Source organism: Nonomuraea candida (assembly GCF_000725485.1).
GTDB classification, from domain to species: domain Bacteria; phylum Actinomycetota; class Actinomycetes; order Streptosporangiales; family Streptosporangiaceae; genus Nonomuraea; species Nonomuraea candida.
On sequence record NZ_KL647031.1, the window covers coordinates 468,425 to 485,652 of the forward strand.

14 protein-coding genes and 1 pseudogene are annotated in these 17,228 nt (G+C 72.9%); 10 read left to right on the top strand and 5 right to left on the bottom strand.

All coding sequences use genetic code 11. The annotated features are described in order from the left end of the window. Positions 1-77 precede the first annotated feature (77 nt). Positions 78-1,148 (bottom strand): PucR family transcriptional regulator, encoded by a 1,071-nt coding sequence (locus IO39_RS46085; protein ID WP_043639026.1) that lies wholly within the window; start codon positions 1,146-1,148, stop codon positions 78-80. A 76-nt stretch (positions 1,149-1,224) separates the two neighbouring features. Between IO39_RS46085 and IO39_RS46090 the strand changes: the two genes are divergently transcribed. The 5 genes from IO39_RS46090 (at position 1,225) to IO39_RS46110 (ending at position 6,099) form a co-directional block, all read left to right on the top strand. Continuing rightward, positions 1,225-2,142 carry a proline dehydrogenase family protein gene (locus tag IO39_RS46090; protein WP_043639029.1) on the top strand — a complete coding sequence of 306 codons (918 nt, stop codon included), beginning with the start codon at positions 1,225-1,227 and terminating at the stop codon, positions 2,140-2,142. Next, positions 2,143-3,768: an L-glutamate gamma-semialdehyde dehydrogenase gene (gene pruA, locus IO39_RS46095; RefSeq protein ID WP_043639032.1), complete on the top strand. Its 1,626-nt coding sequence runs from the start codon at positions 2,143-2,145 to the stop codon at positions 3,766-3,768. 74 nt (positions 3,769-3,842) lie between these two features. Beyond that, positions 3,843-4,451 carry a hypothetical protein gene (locus IO39_RS46100; RefSeq protein WP_043639035.1) on the top strand — a complete coding sequence of 203 codons (609 nt, stop codon included), beginning with the start codon at positions 3,843-3,845 and terminating at the stop codon, positions 4,449-4,451. A 54-nt stretch (positions 4,452-4,505) separates the two neighbouring features. Continuing rightward, positions 4,506-5,471: a GlxA family transcriptional regulator gene (locus IO39_RS46105; protein ID WP_043639039.1), complete on the top strand. Its 966-nt coding sequence runs from the start codon at positions 4,506-4,508 to the stop codon at positions 5,469-5,471. 4 nt (positions 5,472-5,475) lie between these two features. Next, positions 5,476-6,099 (top strand): DJ-1/PfpI family protein, encoded by a 624-nt coding sequence (locus tag IO39_RS46110; RefSeq protein WP_043639042.1) that lies wholly within the window; start codon positions 5,476-5,478, stop codon positions 6,097-6,099. Positions 6,100-6,540: 441 nt separating this feature from the next. Here the strand turns inward: IO39_RS46110 and IO39_RS46115 are convergent, their stop codons facing one another. Next, on the bottom strand, positions 6,541-7,146 hold the full coding sequence (locus IO39_RS46115) for an ArsR/SmtB family transcription factor (RefSeq protein WP_052424224.1): 606 nt from the start codon (positions 7,144-7,146) through the stop codon (positions 6,541-6,543). A gap of 58 nt (positions 7,147-7,204) precedes the next feature. Here IO39_RS46115 and IO39_RS46120 point away from each other — a divergent pair, with 58 nt between their 5' ends. Both IO39_RS46120 and IO39_RS46125 read left to right on the top strand, forming a co-directional pair. Further along, a complete protein-coding gene (locus IO39_RS46120) occupies positions 7,205-8,452 on the top strand; it encodes an MFS transporter (RefSeq protein WP_043639045.1) in 1,248 nt (415 codons plus the stop codon). A 56-nt stretch (positions 8,453-8,508) separates the two neighbouring features. Next, positions 8,509-9,315, top strand: coding sequence for a serine/threonine-protein kinase (locus IO39_RS46125; RefSeq protein WP_084774639.1), 807 nt, complete (start codon positions 8,509-8,511; stop codon positions 9,313-9,315). A gap of 155 nt (positions 9,316-9,470) precedes the next feature. Here IO39_RS46125 and IO39_RS46130 read toward each other — a convergent pair. The 3 genes and pseudogenes from IO39_RS46130 to IO39_RS55685 form a co-directional block, all read right to left on the bottom strand. After that, positions 9,471-10,893 (bottom strand): annotated as a pseudogene (locus tag IO39_RS46130) (FAD-dependent monooxygenase). Positions 10,894-11,044: 151 nt separating this feature from the next. Continuing rightward, the gene (locus IO39_RS46135) at positions 11,045-12,511 is read right to left on the bottom strand and encodes a hypothetical protein (RefSeq protein WP_043639050.1); all 1,467 of its coding nucleotides are present in this window, start codon (positions 12,509-12,511) and stop codon (positions 11,045-11,047) included. 71 nt (positions 12,512-12,582) lie between these two features. Next, the gene (locus IO39_RS55685; protein WP_157549879.1) at positions 12,583-12,723 is read right to left on the bottom strand and encodes a hypothetical protein; all 141 of its coding nucleotides are present in this window, start codon (positions 12,721-12,723) and stop codon (positions 12,583-12,585) included. A gap of 388 nt (positions 12,724-13,111) precedes the next feature. Between IO39_RS55685 and IO39_RS46140 the strand changes: the two genes are divergently transcribed. The 3 genes from IO39_RS46140 (at position 13,112) to IO39_RS46150 (ending at position 17,174) form a co-directional block, all read left to right on the top strand. Next, a complete protein-coding gene (locus IO39_RS46140) occupies positions 13,112-14,026 on the top strand; it encodes a TIGR03620 family F420-dependent LLM class oxidoreductase (RefSeq protein ID WP_043639053.1) in 915 nt (304 codons plus the stop codon). Between the two features lie 160 nt (positions 14,027-14,186). Then, positions 14,187-15,968 (top strand): FAD-dependent oxidoreductase, encoded by a 1,782-nt coding sequence (locus IO39_RS46145; RefSeq protein ID WP_043639056.1) that lies wholly within the window; start codon positions 14,187-14,189, stop codon positions 15,966-15,968. Between the two features lie 9 nt (positions 15,969-15,977). Beyond that, complete coding sequence (locus tag IO39_RS46150) at positions 15,978-17,174, top strand: cytochrome P450 (RefSeq protein ID WP_043639059.1); 1,197 nt, start codon at positions 15,978-15,980, stop codon at positions 17,172-17,174. Positions 17,175-17,228 lie beyond the last annotated feature (54 nt).

Below are 17,228 nucleotides of genomic sequence, written 5' to 3' on the forward strand. Positions count from 1 at the left end.
CCGGGCGTCCTGGGCGGGGCGGTTGTCTTGGGCGGGCCGGGCATGGGGGCGCTCGCGGCCTCGGAAGAGTCCGGCTGTCACGGGGTGTCGCGGGCGCGGAGGCGGGTGGCCTTGAGCGCCAGGTGCACGGCCAGGCGGTCGTCCCCGTCCGACAGGTCGCGATGGGTGAGGCGTTCGGCCTTGCCCAGCCGGTAGTACAACGTCTGCCGGTGGATGCCGAGCTCGGCCGCCGTCTTCTGCACGTGCCCGCCCCGGTCCAGATAGACCTCGACCGTCTGGGCCAGCTCGGCGTCCAGCGCCGCGGTCTCGGCGGCCAGCTCGCGCAGGTCGGCCTGGCTCAGCCGGGCCAGCAGGCGGTGCACGCCCAGGTCCTCCCAGCGGGCGATGGGCGCGTGGCGCGGGAAGTGCTCGGCGACGCGCAGGGCCTGCCGGGCCTCGCGCCAGCTCAGCCACGCGTCGGCCGGGTCGGTCCGGGGCGCGCCGATGCCGGCCGCGGTGCCGTACGCGCTCTGCACGGTCTGCGCCACCTCGCCGGCCAGGTGCGCGGGGGCGAGCAGGGCGACGGGGGAGCCGGGGCGGGCCAGCACGCCCCGGGGCAGCGTCCACAGCGCGGCCACCCGCTCCTGCGACTCGCGCACGGCGATGGCCGTGACCGGGCCCGGCGGCGTCTCGACCTCGGCCTCCGCGCGCTCCTCGGGGTCGGCGGAGAACAACGCGCGCAGGCCGCGCCCGACGTCCTGCCTGCTCCTGGCCTCCTGGGCGAGCGCGGCGGCGGCCCGCGCGACGAGCGGCGCGGCGGCGGCGAGCCGCTGGTCGGTCAGCTCGCCCGAGTCGAGCAGCCACAGATAGCCGTAGGTGACGTCGGCGTGGCGCAGCGGCCAGCAGATGCGGGCCAGGACCTTCAGCTCGGCGTCGGCGGGGATCCTGACGGGGCCGCCGGCCCGGGCGATGCCGTAGCGCTCGAAGTAGTCGCGCACCTCGCCGGTGGCGCGCCGGCGCAGGATCGACTCCTGGCGGACCGTGTCGATGTCGCCGTGCTGCGCGCCGTAGGCCAGCAGCCGGAACGAGCGGTCCTCCAGCGTCGCAGACGCCCCCAGCCGGGCGGCGATCTCGTCGACGATCTCTTGTAGGTCTGCCGAGTTGTGCATTTGTACGACAGCCTGCCACAACCGCCGTTACGCCCGTCGATGGCCCCCTCTGAGCTGCGTTTTTAGACTTGGGCCCATGCTGGGTCAACTGCTGCTCGCCGCTTCCAGGAGCGGTGTCGTACGCCGCTCCGTGTCAGGCTTCCCGCTCACGAAGAAGGTCGTGAAGCGGTTCGTCGCGGGTGAAGGCGTCCAGGAGGCCAGCGCCGCGATCGAACGGCTGCGCGACGCCGGCCTGGCCGTGACCGTCGACCACCTCGGCGAGGAGACGCTCGACGCGCGCGCCGCCGAGGCCACCGCCGACGCCTACCTCACGTTCCTGCGCACCGTCGCGCCGCTAAACCTGGGCGACCGGGGCGAGGTGTCGGTCAAGCTGTCGGCCGTCGGGCAGCGGCTCGACGAGTCGATGGCCCTGGAGCACGCCCGCGAGATCTGCGCCGCCGCCGCGGCCAACGGCTCGTCCGTCACGCTCGACATGGAGGACCACACCACGGTCGACTCCACGCTGTCGATCCTGCGCAAGCTGCGCGAGGACTACCCCTCGACCGGCGTGGCCATCCAGGCGTACCTGTTCCGCAGCGAGCAGGACTGCCGCGACCTGGCCTCGGAGGGCTCCCGCGTGCGGCTGGTCAAGGGCGCCTACCGCGAGCCCGCCTCCGTCGCGCACCAGGACAAGACGGACGTCGACAAGGCGTACGTGCGATGCCTGCGCATCCTCATGGCGGGGAAGGGGTACCCCATGGTGGCGACGCACGACGACCGGATGATCGCGATCACCGAGCTGCTCGCCGACCGCTTCGGGCGGTCGATCGGCGACCACGAGTTCCAGATGCTCTACGGAATCAGGACCGACCGGCAGGAGGCCCTGGCCGGCGCCGGTCACACGGTCCGCGTGTACGTCCCCTACGGCGACGACTGGTACGGCTACTTCATGCGCCGCCTGGCGGAGCGCCCGGCCAACGTCGCCTTCTTCCTTCGTGCCCTTGGGGGTAAGTAAATGGATGCCATCAGCAACGTCCCCGTGCCCGCGAACGAGCGCGTGTACGGCTACGCGCCCGGCAGCGCCGAGCGGGTCGCGCTGGAGGACCGCATCAAGGAGCTGGCCGGGGCGTCCCTCGACCTGACCATGACCATCGGCGGCGAGCAGCGCCCGGGCGGTGGCGCCCCCATCGACGTGGTGCAGCCGCACCAGCATGCCTCCGTCCTGGGCCGTACCAACGACGCTACGGCCCAGGACGTGCGGGACGCGATCGACAGCGCGCTGGCGGCGGCCCCCGCCTGGCGGTCGCTGTCGTTCGACGAGCGCGCGGCGATCTTCCTCAAGGCGGCCGACCTGCTGGCCGGCCCGTGGCGGGCGACGCTGAACGCGGCGACCATCCTCGGCCAGTCCAAGTCGGTGCAGCAGGCGGAGATCGACGCGGCCTGCGAGCTGATCGACTTCCTGCGCTTCAACGTGGCCTACGCCCGCCGGCTCTACGCCGACCAGCCGATCTCCTCGCCGGGCGTGTGGAACAGGATGGAGTACCGGCCGCTCGAGGGCTTCGTGCTGGCGATCACGCCGTTCAACTTCACCGCCATCGCCGGCAACCTGCCGACGTCGGCGGCCCTCATGGGCAACGTCGTGGTCTGGAAGCCGTCGCCGACCCAGCAGTTCGCCGCGCACTTCACGATGCGGCTGCTGGAGGCGGCCGGGCTGCCCCCGGGCGTGATCAACCTGGTCACCGGCAACGGGCAGGCCGTCTCCGAGGTCGCCCTGCCGCACCCGGCGCTGGCGGGCATCCACTTCACCGGCTCGACCGCGACCTTCCAGCACCTGTGGGGCACGATCGGCGCGAACATCGCCTCCTACCACGGCTACCCGCGCCTCGTCGGGGAGACCGGCGGCAAGGACTTCGTGCTCGCGCACCCCTCCGCCGACCCGGCGGTGCTCACGACGGCCCTGGTCAGGGGCGCCTTCGAGTACCAGGGGCAGAAGTGCTCGGCGGCCTCGCGGGCGTACGTGCCGCGGTCGGTGTGGAACCGCATGCGTGACGACTTCGTCGCCACCGCCGAGTCGCTGACGGTCGGGGACGTGGCGGCCGACCTGTCGACGTTCATGGGCGCGGTCATCGACGCGCGGGCCTTCGCCAAGCACAAGGAGGCGATCGACCGGGCGCGGGCGGCGGGCAACATCGACGTGCTCACCGGCTCCTACGACGACTCGGTCGGCTACTTCGTCAAGCCTGCTGTCCTGGAGTGCGCCGACCCGACCGACGAGATCTTCGTCAAGGAGTACTTCGGGCCGATCCTCGGCGTGCACATCTACGAGGACCGCGACTACGACACGGTGCTCGACCAGATGGAGGGCATCGCCCCGTACGCGCTGACCGGCTCGATCATCGCCCAGGACCGGTACGCGATCGCCTCGGCCGCCGAGCGGCTGCGCTTCGCGGCGGGCAACTTCTACGTCAACGACAAGCCGACGGGCGCGGTCGTGGGCCAGCAGCCGTTCGGCGGCGGCCGGGCCTCCGGCACCAACGACAAGGCCGGCTCGATCCACAACCTGACGCGCTGGGTGAGCGCCCGCGCGATCAAGGAGACGTTCGTGCCGCCGACCGACCACCGTTACCCGCACATGGGCTGAGCACCCTCCGCCCATCTCCGGCGAGAGCCTCCGGGTACTGCCCCCGGGGGCTCTCGGCGTGTTTCGATGTGCGGGTGATCGATCACTACCGCGAGGTGTTCCGGCGCGTCGGCTGGCTGGACGCGCTCTGCTGGGTCGTCGTGCAGCCCCTCGACGAGGAGCCCGGCATCGACGACGTCTTATGGCGGCTGAACGGCTTATGGGGGCTGAACGGCGGCCGCGACCCCGAGCGGCGCGTCATGGCCTACCCGCCGGAGGAGGCGCTGGAGGCGGACGCGCCCGTGCTCTTCGTCTTCGAGGATGACGGTGGCTGGGGGCTGCTGGAGTTCACCTCCGGCCACGCCCTCCCCGAGCCGGTCGTCGGCGCGATCAGCGAGCGGGCCAGGGTGTGGATGGCGAGCTGGCGCGTCAACGGCGGCCACACGGTGCTCTACGCGGCCGGCGGCCGGATCAGGGCGCGCATGCGGGACTTCGTGTTCGGCGAACGCCGGGAGGAGGACGGCGACCCCGCCGTCCTGGCCGGGCTGCGCGCCATGCTCGACGGCCTCGATTCCGGCGACTTCGACGGCCGGTGCGCCGCGGCGCTCGCCTTCATCGAGCAGGCCGCCGGCGTGGGATTCGACGCCGGGGAGGTGACCGCGGAGAACGCGCCCGTCGTCGTCCTCGGCACCCCCGTGGCCTAATGTGCAAGATTCCTGTCGTTGACGCCATGCCGGGCCCGCGACCAGCATGAAGGCATGCAGCGACGGATTCTGATCGTCGTCTTCCCCGGTTTCCAGCTCCTCGACATGGCCGGTCCCGCCGACGTCTTCGGGACGGCGAGCCTGCTCCTGGGCGAGGCCGGCTACCGGGTGGAGCTGGTCGCGCCGGGCGAGGGCGGAGCCGTGACCGCGGCGAACGGCGTCACGGTCACCGCCGCCCCGCTCGGCGAGGTGACGGGCGCGATCGACACGCTGCTGGTGGCGGGCGGCCTCGCGGTGCCCGGCCATCTCGGCGACCGGGAGCTGATCGACGGCATCGTCCGGCTGGCGGCCTCGGCCCGGCGCGTCGCCTCGGTCTGCAACGGCGCGTTCCTGCTGGCGGAGGCCGGGCTGCTGGAACGCCGGCGGGCCACCACGCACTGGCTGGTCGCCGGCGAGCTCAAGAGCCGCTACGCGGGCGTCGAGGTGGACGCCGACCCCCTCTACATCGAGGACGGCCACGTCTGGACCTCCGCCGGGGTGCTGTCCGGCGTGGACCTGGCGCTGGCGCTGGTGGCCAGGGACCACGGCCACGGGGTGGCCGGGAGCGTCGCCCGCGGCCTGGTCGTCTACCTGCACAGACCCGGCGGGCAGAGCCAGTTCAGCATGCCGATGCGGGCCATGACGCCGCGCCGCGAGCCGCTGCGGGAGCTGCAGGCCTACATCGACGCGAACCCGGGCGCCGACCTCAGCGTGCCCGCGCTGGCCGCGCGCGCCGGGATGAGCGAGCGGCACTTCTCGCGGGTCTTCACCGAGCAGACCGGCCTGTCCCCGGGCCGGTACGTCGAGCTCAGCAGGGCCGACACCGCCAGGCGGTTGCTGGAGGTGACCTCCCTGCCCCTGGACGCCGTGGCCAGGGAGTCGGGCCTCGGCACGCCCGAGACGCTCTACCGCGTCTTCAGGCGGCACTGGCGCGTCTCGCCGGGGGATCACCGGCGCAGATTCCAGACGAAGGAGAGGTAAGTCCATGCATGTCGCCATTCCGCTTTACGATCGGTTCACCGCGCTGGACGCGGTGGGGCCGTACCAGGTGCTGGCCTTCGCGCCGGGGTGCACGGTGACGTTCGTCGCCGGGCAGCCCGGCCCGGTCTCCGACGACCGCGGCACGCTCTCGATCACCGCCACGGCGTCGTACGAGGACGTGTCGGCGCCGGACGTGATCGTGGTGCCCGGCGGCATCGGCACCCTGGACGCCCTGTCCGACGAGGCCCTGGTGGGCTGGATCAGGCAGGCGCACGAGCACACCCGGTGGACCACCTCGGTGTGCAGCGGGTCGCTCCTGCTCGGCGCGGCCGGGCTGCTGACGGGGGAGAAGGCGACCAGCCACTGGGCCATCCTCGACTTCCTGCCGCGCTACGGGGCCGAGCCGGTGAGCGAGCGCGTGGTCACGGCCGGGAAGGTCGTGACGGCGGCCGGAGTGTCGGCGGGGATCGACATGGCGCTGACGTTGCTGGCGCTGGCGAGCGACGTGGAGACGGCGCAGAGCGTGCAACTGGCCATCGAGTACGACCCGCAGCCGCCCTTCAACGCCGGCTCCCCGAAGACGGCCCCCGAGGGCCTGACCGAGCGAGCCCTGAGCCTGATCACCTGACCGAGTGAGCCCTGAGCCCGATCACCTGACCGGCCGCCTTCCGGTGGCCGTCCGGCCGGTGCAGGCGCCCCCGTCCCTCCAGCCCGGGACGGGGGCGCCTCCGTCCGGGCCCTATGTCCGGCGGGCCCGGAGGTCTGTCGGCCGCCAGGCGCGCGGCCCGCGCGTTCTGGAGCGTTCCAGCCGGAGGGCGCGGCGCCCTCCGGCCGCGCCGTGCCGGTGCCGCCTGCCTTGATCGGCTCCTGCGCCAGTGGAAGGCCGGGTGACGAAGAAGATACGGGCGCGCGCGAGTCACCGGCCTCAGGGCGGCACCTAGGGATCTCCCTAGTCCGATGATCGCGCCGGAGCCGGAGCCGGAGCCGGAGCCGGAGCCGGAGCCGGAGCCGGACCCGCCTCGGCCCGCCCCGGCCCTGACCGCGGCCCATCCGGCCCCGGGCCTGCTCGTCATTCCTCCGGCAGCGAGCCCAAGGGCAGCACGTCGAAGTGCACCACCACCTGGCCGGCCGGGCCGGGCGCGCCGGACTCGGCCCGGCCGTCCGACAGGGCCCGGTAGCGCTCCAGCACCTCGAACACCTGGTCCCGCATCCGCGCCGTCTCCTCCGGGGTGAGCCGCAGCGAGCGCCGCCCGTACGCGGAGGCCGCCAGCCACTCCTCCGGCGCCCGGTCCGACTCCTGGCGCCAGCGCGACAGCTCCTCGCCGCGCCGGCGCACCAGGTCGTCGAGCAGATAGTCCAGCGCGCCCGCCACCTCGGGGTCGGCGGGCCGCGCCTCGCCGTAGGAGTAGCCGCCGGGCGTGACGCGCCAGTACTTCTCCTTGCCCCGCCCCATCCCCGGCACCACCTCGATCATCCCGTGCTTGGCCAGCTCTCTGAGGTGGTAGCTGGTGGCGCCGGTGTTCTGGCCGAGCCGGGCGGCCAGCCCGGTGGCGGTCGCGGGGCCGTGCTGTTCGAGCAGCTCGTACATCCGCAGGCGCAGCGGGTGGGCGAAGGACTTCAGGGCGTTCGCGTCGAGGGTGCGGGCGGAGAAGCTCTTGATCTGCATCCTGTGCATGCCTATCTTTGCAAAGAAAACTGTGCACACTTTTCCCTACACACTATCGGAGCACGGCATGGCACGTCTGGGTCGATCGTTCGCCTTCCTGTGGTCGTCCACCGGGCTGTCCAACCTGGCGGACGGCCTGCTGAAGGTCGGCGCGCCGCTGCTGGCCGTGACGATGACGCGCTCGCCCACCCTCGTGTCCCTGGTGGGGGCCGCCGCCACGCTGCCGTGGCTGCTGCTGGCGCTGCACGCGGGCGCGATCGCCGACCGGGCCGACCGCCGCCGCATCATGGTGCGCGCCAACCTGATCCGCGCCGCCCTCCTGGCCGCCGTCACCGCGCTGGCCGCGCTCGGCCTGCTGAACCTGTGGCTGCTGCTGGCCGCGGTGCTGCTGGCCGGCGTGTGCGAGGTCTTCGCCGACCTGTCGGCGCAGTCCATCCTGCCCATGGCCGTCTCCCGGGACGACCTGACCAGGGCGAACGGCCGCGTCTCCACCGCGCAGATGATCGGCAACGACTTCGTCGGCGCCCCGGTGTCCGGGCTGCTCGTCGTGGCGCTGCCCGCGGCGCTCTTCGGCGGCCCCGCCGTCCTGTACGCCGCCGCGGGGCTGCTCCTGCTGGGCATGCGGGGGGCGTACCGGCTGCCCGCGCCGGCCGCGCGCCGCCCGATGCGGGCCGACATCGGCGAGGCGCTGCGTTACCTGTGGGGCCATCGCGTGCTGCGCAGCCTGGCGGTCACGGCCGGGCTGCTCAACCTCGCCAACGCCGGCTTCTTCGCCGTCTTCGTGCTCTGGGCGGTCGGCGACGGCTCCCGGATCGGGCTGGAGCCGGGCGAGTACGGCCTCATGACCACGGCCTTCGCCGTAGGCGCGATCTTCGGCTCGCTGCTGGCGGCCCGCGCCGCGGCGCTCTTCGGCGAGCTGGGGACCCTCGTGGGCAACTGGCTGATCAGCAGCCTGCTGCTGCTGGTGCCGGTCGTCGTGCCGTCGCCGTGGGCGCTCTACCCGACCGCCGTGTTGTGGGGGCTGGTCGGCGCGGCGGGGAACGTCCTGGTGATCTCGGCCAGGCAGCGGCTGATCCCGGTGGAGCTGCTCGGCAGGGTCAATTCGGCATATCGCCTCATCGGGATGGGCGGGATGCCGCTCGGGGCGGCGCTGGGAGGCGTCGTGGCCGAGTTCGCGGGGCTGACGGCCGCCCTCGTGGGCGCGGTTGGAGTATGTTTGGCGGCAGTCGGGTTGGTGTGGCGCGTTTTGTCAGATCAATTTTCTGGGCCTCTGACCAGCGAACCTACACTTTCCGACATATCCGGATCACATTAGTCACCCTACGGCGTGTGCTGAGGTGACATGATTATCCCCGAGCTTGAGGGGATGGTATGCGGAAGATCGGCGGACGGTACCTCCTGAATGAGGAGGCCGGTCGTGGGGGTATGGGAGTCGTCTGGCGGGCGTTCGATCAGCTCCTCCACCGTACGGTGGCGCTTAAGGAGCTGACCTTGGCCGGTGAGGCCGAGATGGTGCGCCGCCGGGTGCTGCGTGAGGCCAGGATGGCCGCGGGCCTGACGCACCCGAACATCATCACGGTCCACGACCTGATCGAAGAGGGCGGCAAGCTCTGGATCGTGATGGAATATCTCGACGGGCTCTCGCTGCACCAGTTGCTCTCCCAGGTGGGCACCCTGCCCGCCCAGTCGGTGGCGGCCATCGGGCAGCACCTGCTCGCGGCGCTGCGCACCGCCCACCAGGCCGGAGTGCTGCACCGTGACGTGAAGCCGGCCAACGTCATGCTGACGGGCGACCGGGTGGTGCTGACCGACTTCGGCATCGCCACCGCCGAGGGCGACATCCGCATGACGACCTCGCGCCGCCTGCGCGGCACTCCCGCGTTCATGGCGCCGGAGCGGCTGCACGGAGGGCCGGCCAGCAAGGAGGCCGACATGTGGTCCTTCGGCGCCACGCTCTACAGCGCCATCGAGGGCCAGCCGCCCTATCCGGGGCAAGACGCGGCCACGGTGCTGGGCATGGCCCGCAGCGGGCCCTACCCGCCGCCGCGCCGCGCGGGAGTGATGCGGCCGCTCATCGAGGGGCTGCTGCACCACGATCCGGTGCGCCGGTTCACCCCCGAGCAGACGGCCGGGCTGCTGGCCGGCATGCGGGCGAGCGCGTACCAGGCGGCTATCTAAGCGCTCGGGCGAAAAGCTATACAAACCGGACATCAAGGCAGTAATCTGGCGGTGCTCCAGCGGGGGCGCTGGAGCGCCAACGTTCCGTCCCCGGCCGGACCCGGTCGTCACCGGGCCCGGCCGGGAGGCCGGCCCTCCGCCGTCGTTCTGAGAGGTCAGCCGGCGGGCCTGCCGAACCAGCGGGCGAGGTGGTCGTCCAGGTCCCGCTGATCGTCACCGACCCAGGCGACATGGCCGTCGGGGCGCAGCAGCACGCCTGGTACGTCCAGTGCCGCGGTGGGGTCCGCGAGGTGGTCGACCCGGTCCGACCAGCCGCCGGGGCTCAGCCGTTCGGTGCGGTCCAGCAGCAGGCCACGGCCGTGACGCAGCAGGTCGTACAGGCGGCCCTGTTTCACGTCGAGGTCGGGCAGGCGGCGGCCGAGCAGGTCGGGTCCCGGACCGAAGTCGTAGCGGACGCCGGTCGCGGTGATCTTCTCGATCAGGCGGCGGTTCACCTCGTCGAAGTCCATCAGCTCGGCCAGCAGCCCGCGCACCGGGCTCGGGGGACAGCAGCTCCGTCTGGGCCCGGGTGTTGTCCAGCACGTCCGCGGCGACCGGATGGCGTTCGGCCTCATAGGTGTCCAGCAGGGTCTCCGGCGCCCAGCCGCGGATCTGCGCGGCCAGTTTCCAGCCGAGGTTGACCGCGTCCTGGACGCCCAGGTTGAGGCCCTGCCCGCCGATGGGTGGATGGACATGCGCCGCGTCGCCGGCCAGCAGCACCCGCCCCACCCGGTACCGTTCGGCCAGCCGGGTGGCGTCCCCGAAGCGGGACAGCCAGCGCGGGGAGTGCACGCCGAAGTCGGTGCCGGCGACGGCGCGCAGCCCCCGCCGGAAGTCCTCCAGGGTGGGCGGCTCCGCGCGGTCGCCGGCCCCCTCGGCCGGGACGACGACGCTGTAGATCCCCGCGCCGAAGGGCCGGAGCCAGAACCGCTGAGGGGTCTCGCCGAGCGCGGCCAGCCGGGCCGCGATCTCCTCCTGCGGCACGCCCAGCTCCATCTCGCCCATCAGCGTCTCGGCCCGCGACAGCTCGCCGGGGAAGCCGACGCCGAGCTGCTTGCGCACCGTGCTGCGCCCGCCGTCGCAGCCGACGAGATAGCGCGTACGCAGCCTTTCCCCGCCGGCCAGCTCGACGGTCACGCCCTCGTCGTCCTGCTCGAACCCGGCCAGCTCGCTGCCGCGCCGCACCTGCGCGCCCAGCTCGGCCGCGTGCTCTTCGAGCAGGCGGACGACGACCGGCTGCGGGATGCCCAGCAGGTAGGCGTACGCGGAATCCAGGCCCTCGGGCGCCGGCTTGTCGATGGCGGCGAAGATCCCGGCGGCCGGGCGGCGTCTTCCGTGCGGGAGCAGGAGCTCCAGCAGCCCGCGCATCGCCATCAGCTCAAGGCTGCGGATGTGCAGGGTGACGATGCGGACGAACGACGCGGGCTCGGTCTCCTTCTCCAGGACGAGCACGCGCACGCCGTGCAGCCGCAGCTCGGCGGCCAGCATCGCACCGGTCGGCCCGCATCCGGCGATGATCACATCGATCGGGAAGTTCATCAGGTGTTGCCTTTCGGGGAGTGCCTGGTGGCGAGGCGCTCCCGGCGACACCTACCTCGATCGCCCGGCCGTGACGGGAAGGGGGAGCACCCACATCGATGTCTCGGTCATGGGTCTCACCTCCTCGGGCGGTGTCACGGTCACCCGCAAGCTACAAGCCCGGGCCTCGTCCCGTCCACTCCTTTACCGGCACGGCGGGGACGACCGGCGCGGTGGGGACGACGGGGCCGATCCTGAGCACCTGCGTGGTCGCGTCCCACTCGATCCGCCCCTGCTCGATGAGCATCACCACGATGCCCGCGATCCGGTCGGAGTCGTCGTCGGAGCGCCCGTCGAGCACGGCCCCGGCCAGGGACTCGCAGTCCTGCCACCCCACGTCGGGGCACTTCCTGATGATCTCCACGACCATCTCGCCGTCGAGGAGGTCGGCCAGGTCGTCGGGCAGGGACGCGACCCGGGCGCTCGGGATCCGCCACGGGTCCCCGTCACCGATCGACCGGCCGTCGGGGCCGGCCAGCAGCCCGGCCCTGGCGAGCGCGCGCATCCCGAACTGCTCGAGCTTCTTCCACGGGTAGGCGTCCTTCGGGATCTCGCCCTTGCTCTCGTCCCGCCGCGACTGCTTGATCTTGTCGGGCGCGCCCTCCTTCGTGCGGCGCGCGGCCTGGCGGCACAGCTCGCGGCTCGTCGGCGGGCCGTCGCCTAACTCGGCCGCGATCTGCTTCATGTGGGCGTAGAAGTCCTGGCGCACCTGGGGGAAGATGCCGAAGTCCGTCTGGCGCAGGATGGTCTGGAAGAGCGCCGAACGGTCCTGCCCGCCACCGGACGACCCTCCTGCCGTGATGCCCACCGGGTCCGAGGCCGCGACCTCGGCGCCGGAGGCGGCACCGGAGCCGGAGCCGGAGCCGGCCGTGGCGGGCAGGTGCGGCACCGCGTGCGCCGCCGCCGCGTACGCCTGCCCCGCGGCCGTCAGGTAGACCTGGGTGCCCGGATCGACCCCCACCGTCTGGATGAGCCCGCGGTCGCGCGCCTTCTCCAGCAGCAGCGTGATGAGCCCCGGCAGGGCCGCCGAGGGGTGCGCCCGCTTGTCGAAGCGCGGGTCCTGCCGGACGAGCTGGGGGCGCACGTTGGTCTTGGCCACCGGCCGCTCCACCGTCGCCCCCTCCCGCGCCAGCGTCGCCGCGAGGCTGGCCACGGCCTGGTCGAGGGGCATCAGCTCGTCGGGCCACTCGGTGAGGATGATCGCCGTGTTGCGGGCGTAGGCGCGCAGGGGCGTGGTGAGCGGGCGCGGCGAGACCGAGCCGACGGCTCCCTCCAGGTTGAGGATGCTGTGGTGGAAGGAGTAGATGAGGACGGTGTCGCCGCTCCTCCCCGCCTCGGAGGCCGGCGTGGCCGCCAGCCGGGCGGTCTGCTCGTTGATCTCGGCCTCCGGCAGCCAGTCGCCCAGCGAAGCGAACTGGACCATGGCGGCGATCCCGCTCAGCCGCGATTCCTGGTTGTTGAACCCGGTGACGAGGGGACGCGCGGAGAATCGGCCGCCGTCCTGGGCGAGCACCGCCTCCACCAGCTTGCGTTCGGTGCCCGGATTGGCCCGGGTGATGTCGATGATTGCTCGTACCATGTGAACTTCCCGTGATTTGTAAGGAGGGACTGCGGCAACGCAGGCCCTCCTACGCGTCTATGTCAGCTCGGTCATTCGCTCTTGAGGAGTTCCTGAAGAGCTCCGACGAGAACTGCCAGCACGAAGGTCCACCCGAGGGCCGGTTCGATGAGGAACAGTACGGCCTCTACGGCGGTCACTCCGAGAATGGCGAGCCACATCCTTTCGCGCATTGCCATACCTTTCGGTGCTGATTCTCCGAGAAGGGGCGATGGCAGGATGATGGAATGCTTCAGACGGGGAGACGTACTGAGGTTCGCCGCGGCGACGTGAAACGCGGGGACGGCGCGATGGGGCGATGGGGAACGGCGTGAGGAAATGACGGCGGAAAAGGGGGACGGCTGACGACGCAGACGTGAGAAAGAGGTGCGACGATGAACGCCGGGACGCGTGACGGGAGAATGCCAGGACGCGTGACGATGCGGCCCCTGCTAGCAGCTCCGCGGAACCGAGTGTAGCCACGCGTAATCGGAGGGGCAACCGGATGCGTCCATCGGCATGGTGTACGGGTAGGAAGCGGAAGATCGGGGCCGGGCGGCCGCGGAGAAGGGGTGAGGCGTGATGCCGGAGGCACATGAGATCGAGGCGCTGAAGCGCCGGCTGGGGCGGGTGGGCGTGTGGAACGCCACGCTCAGCAGGGAGTCGGCCGCGTTCGAGCGCGAGGCGGCCGCCGAGGTGGAGAGCCTGGGCTTCGGGGCGCTCTGGGTGGGCGAGACCCCCGACGGCAAGGAGGCGCTGACCCACGCCGCGCTCCTGCTGGGCGCGACCCGGCGGCTGACGGTCGCGACGGGCATCGCCAACATCTGGGCCCGCGACGCCACCGCCGCCGCCAACGGGGCGAACGCGCTGGCCGAGGCGTTCGACAACAGGTTCGTGCTCGGTCTCGGCGTCAGCCACGCGCCCCTGGTCACGCAGCGGGGGCACGACTACCGCAGGCCGGTCGCGGCGATGCGCGACTACCTCGACGCCATGGACGCCACCTCCTACGCGGGGCCGCTGCCCGAGCGGGCGCCGCGCGTGCTGGCCGCGCTGCGGCCCAAGATGCTGGAGCTGGCCGCGCGGCGCAGCCACGGCGCGCACCCCTATTTCGTCACCCCAGAGCACACCGCCCGCGCCCGCGAGGTCCTCGGTCCCGGGCCGCTGCTGGCGCCGGAGCAGACGGTCGTGCTCGACACCGACGCCGACCGGGCCCGGCGGACGGCCCGGCAGTTCATGTCGGTCTACCTGGCGCTGCCCAACTACGCCGACAACCTGCGCGCCCTGGGCTGGGGCGAGGAAGACCTGGCCGGCGGCGGCAGCGACGCGCTGGTGGACGCGATCGTGGCGTGGGGCGACCCGGAGAAGATCATCGAGCGGGTACGGGCGCACTTCGAGGCCGGCGCCGACCACGTCTGCCTCCAGCCGCTCGCCGACAACCCCAAGGACATGCTGGAGCACCTGCGGGTCCTGGCCCGCTCGGACGTGGTCGAGACCTGACCCTCGTGGGCCGGGTGCCGTTCAGGGCAAGGACCGGGAAAGGATCGGTGGCGGCGAGCTAGGGCGCGCGGGGGAGGGGGAAGGTTCCCGCGGGGGCCGGGTCCCGCCGCGACGACAGGCAGAGGGCGGTGCGGCGGGGCCCCGACCGGGGGAGTGGCCTGTGAGAGTCGTCGTCGATCTGACGCGCTGCCAGGGATACGGGCAGTGCGTGTTCCTCGCGCCCGGCGTCTTCACCATGCACGAGGAAGCGCTCCTGTACGACCTGCAGCCCGCGGACGAGCAGCGCGAGCACGTGCTGCGCGCCGCGGCCGCCTGCCCGGTCCAGGCCATCCACCTCGACCGCACCGCCCACCTGACCGGCCCGGCCCACCTCGACCGCCCCGAACCCGCCGATGACAGCGCCCGCACCGACGGGAGCGCTCACCCCGGCGGGAGCGCCCACGCCGGCGGGAGTGCCCGCACTGACGGGAGCGCCGGAACCGGCGGCGGTGCCCGCGCCGACGGGAGCGTCCACGCCGACGGGAGTGCCCATCCCGTCGGGCCCGGCCCCGCCGGTGCCGGCGGGCGGCGGTCCGGGGGGAAGGGCGAGGGGCGGATCGTCATCGTCGGGGCCTCGCTGGCCGGCGCGCGGGCGGCCGAGGTGCTGCGGCGGGAGGGCTTCACCGGCACGCTGACGATGATCGGCGACGAGCGGCGCGAGCCGTACGACCGGCCGCCGCTGTCCAAGCAGGTGCTCACCGGGCAGGTCCCGCCCGAGCACACCCTGCTGCCCCGCCTGCGCGAGGTCGAGGCCGAGTGGTTGTGCGGCACGCCGGCCACCGGGCTGGACGTGGCGGGCAAGCGCGTCCTGCTGGCGGACGGCCGCGAGATCGGCTTCGACCGGGTCCTGCTGGCCACCGGCACCCGCGCCCGCCGCTGGCCGGACGAGGCCGAAGCGGCGCTCCAGGGCGTGCACACCCTGCGCGACGCGAATGACGCGGCCGCGCTGCGCCGGGCCCTGGCCGCCGGGCCGCGCCGGGTGCTGGTGCTCGGCGCCGGGTTCACCGGCAGCGAGATCGCCTCGGTCTGCCGGGAGCTGGGCCTGCCCGTGACGGTCGTCGAACGCGGCCCCGCCCCCCTCTACAACGCCATGGGCGGCGTGATCGGCGGCGTGGCCGCGCAGCTCCAGCGCGACCACGGCGTGGACCTGCGCTGCGGCACGACCGTCACCGCCCTGCTGGGTGACGGTGAGGGGCGGCTGCGCGGGGCGCGGCTGTCGGACGGCGGCACGGTCGAGGCGGACGTCGCCGTGGTGGCGCTCGGCTCCATCCGCAACGTGGAGTGGCTGCGCGGCTCCGGCCTGGCCGCCGGGGTGTGGGGGGTGACCTGCGACGCGGGCTGCCGCGCCGTGGACACCAACGGCCTGGTCATGGACGACGTCTTCGTGGCCGGCGACATCGCGCGCTTCCCGCACCCGCTCTACCAGTACCAGTTCATGACCCTGGAGCACTGGGGCAACGCGGTCGCGCAGGCCGAGATCGCCGCGCACAACATGGTCAGCGACCAGGCGCACCGCTGGCCGCACCTGGCGGTGCCGGTCTTCTGGTCCAGCCAGTTCGGCGTCAACATCAAGTCGGTCGGCGTGCCCACGTTCGCCGAGCAGATCGTCATCGTCCAGGGCTCGACGGCGGAGCGGCGCTTCGTGGCCGTCTACGGGCACCAGGGCCGCGTCACCGCCGCCGTCACCTTCGACCAGGCCATGTGGCTGGAGTTCTACCAGCGCCAGATCGAGCAGGCCGCGCCGTTCCCGCCGGCCTTCCGCCACGTCGGGCGGCGGCCGGACGACGGCGTTCCGGTGCCCGCCCAGGTGCCGGAGCGGCTGGTGGCCACGGCGGGGGCGACGGTCGTGGTGACGGGCCACGACCCGGCAGAGCGGCGCGCCTCGCTGGTGCAGCCGGAGTAGGGGGAGAGCATGCACGACGCCTTCCAGCGGATCCTCGATCCCGGGGGCCGTGCGGATCCGTACCGGTTCTTCGGCGCGCTGCGGGAGGAGCCCGTCGCGCGGCGGGAGGACGGCACGTACGTGGTCAGCACCTACCGCGAGATCGTCGCCCTGCTGCACGACCCGCGCATCAGCTCCGACCGGCGCAACCTCGGCGACGGCGGGCAGGCCGCGCCGGCCCTCATGACCTCCTTCATCGGCCTCGACCCGCCGGAGCACGACCGGCTGCGCCGGCTGGCGATGCGCCACTTCGGGCCGCCGCACGCGCCCGAGACGGTCGAGCGGCTGCGCCCGCGGATGCTGGAGATCGCCACCGGGCTGATCGACGCGCTGGCCGGCCGGAACCGGGCCGACATCGTGGACGAGGTCGCCTACCCGCTGCCGGTGGCGGTGATCTGCCGGCTGCTGGGCGTGCCGCAGGAGGACGAGCCGTACTTCCACGCCCTGGCCGACGAGATCATCGAGACGCTCGGGCCGGGCGAGGAGGACCGGGCCGAGCGCGAGCGAGCCCGGCAGGCCAAGGCGCTGGAGCTGGCGGACTACCTGCGCGGGCTGGCCGTCGCGCGGCGCGGTGAGCCGCGCGACGACATGCTCTCCGGGCTCGTCGCCGAGAGCGGCATGACCGAGGACGAGGTGGTCTCCACCTCGGTGCTGCTGCTGATCGCCGGGCACGAGACCACGATCAACCTCATCGCCAACGGCATGCTCACCTTCCTGCGCCGGCCCGACCTGCTGGAGCGCCTGCGCGACGAGCCCCGCCTGATCATCCCGGCGGTCGAGGAGCTGCTGCGCTACGAGCCGCCCGTGCAGTTCATCTCCTCCCGGGTGGCGCTCGACGACATCACGATCGCGGGCACCACGATCCCGGCCGGGTCGCCCGTGGTGCTCGCCGTCGCGGCCGGCAGCCGGGACCCGGCGCATGTGCCCCATCCCGACCGGTTCGACCTCGACCGGCCGCGCAACGAGCATCTCGGCTTCGGCGGGGGAGCGCACTACTGCTTCGGCGCGCCGCTGGCCCGGCTGGAGGCGCAGATCGTGCTGGGCGAGCTGATCCGCCGGCTGCGCGGGCCGCGGCTGGTGGCGGATCCGCCGCCGTACCGGCCGAGCGCCGTGCTGAGGGGACCGCGCCACCTGCTCGTGGACTACGAGGCGGTCGCCCCCGCCTGACCGGCCCCGGGGGAGCTTGTCATACGACTTATGGATTCATACGATGACATATGA

Bases quoted from the DNA above. Each gene is read 5' to 3' on its own strand.
- IO39_RS46085 (WP_043639026.1), bottom strand. From the start codon at position 1,148: ATGCACAACTCGGCAGACCTACAAGAGATCGTCGACGAGATCGCCGCC.
- IO39_RS46090 (WP_043639029.1), top strand. From the start codon at position 1,225: ATGCTGGGTCAACTGCTGCTCGCCGCTTCCAGGAGCGGTGTCGTACGC.
- pruA (WP_043639032.1), top strand. From the start codon at position 2,143: ATGGATGCCATCAGCAACGTCCCCGTGCCCGCGAACGAGCGCGTGTAC.
- IO39_RS46105 (WP_043639039.1), top strand. From the start codon at position 4,506: ATGCAGCGACGGATTCTGATCGTCGTCTTCCCCGGTTTCCAGCTCCTC.
- IO39_RS46110 (WP_043639042.1), top strand. From the start codon at position 5,476: ATGCATGTCGCCATTCCGCTTTACGATCGGTTCACCGCGCTGGACGCG.
- IO39_RS46115 (WP_052424224.1), bottom strand. From the start codon at position 7,146: ATGCACAGGATGCAGATCAAGAGCTTCTCCGCCCGCACCCTCGACGCG.
- IO39_RS46120 (WP_043639045.1), top strand. From the start codon at position 7,205: ATGGCACGTCTGGGTCGATCGTTCGCCTTCCTGTGGTCGTCCACCGGG.
- IO39_RS46125 (WP_084774639.1), top strand. From the start codon at position 8,509: ATGCGGAAGATCGGCGGACGGTACCTCCTGAATGAGGAGGCCGGTCGT.
- IO39_RS46135 (WP_043639050.1), bottom strand. From the start codon at position 12,511: ATGGTACGAGCAATCATCGACATCACCCGGGCCAATCCGGGCACCGAA.
- IO39_RS55685 (WP_157549879.1), bottom strand. From the start codon at position 12,723: ATGCGCGAAAGGATGTGGCTCGCCATTCTCGGAGTGACCGCCGTAGAG.
- IO39_RS46140 (WP_043639053.1), top strand. From the start codon at position 13,112: ATGCCGGAGGCACATGAGATCGAGGCGCTGAAGCGCCGGCTGGGGCGG.
- IO39_RS46150 (WP_043639059.1), top strand. From the start codon at position 15,978: ATGCACGACGCCTTCCAGCGGATCCTCGATCCCGGGGGCCGTGCGGAT.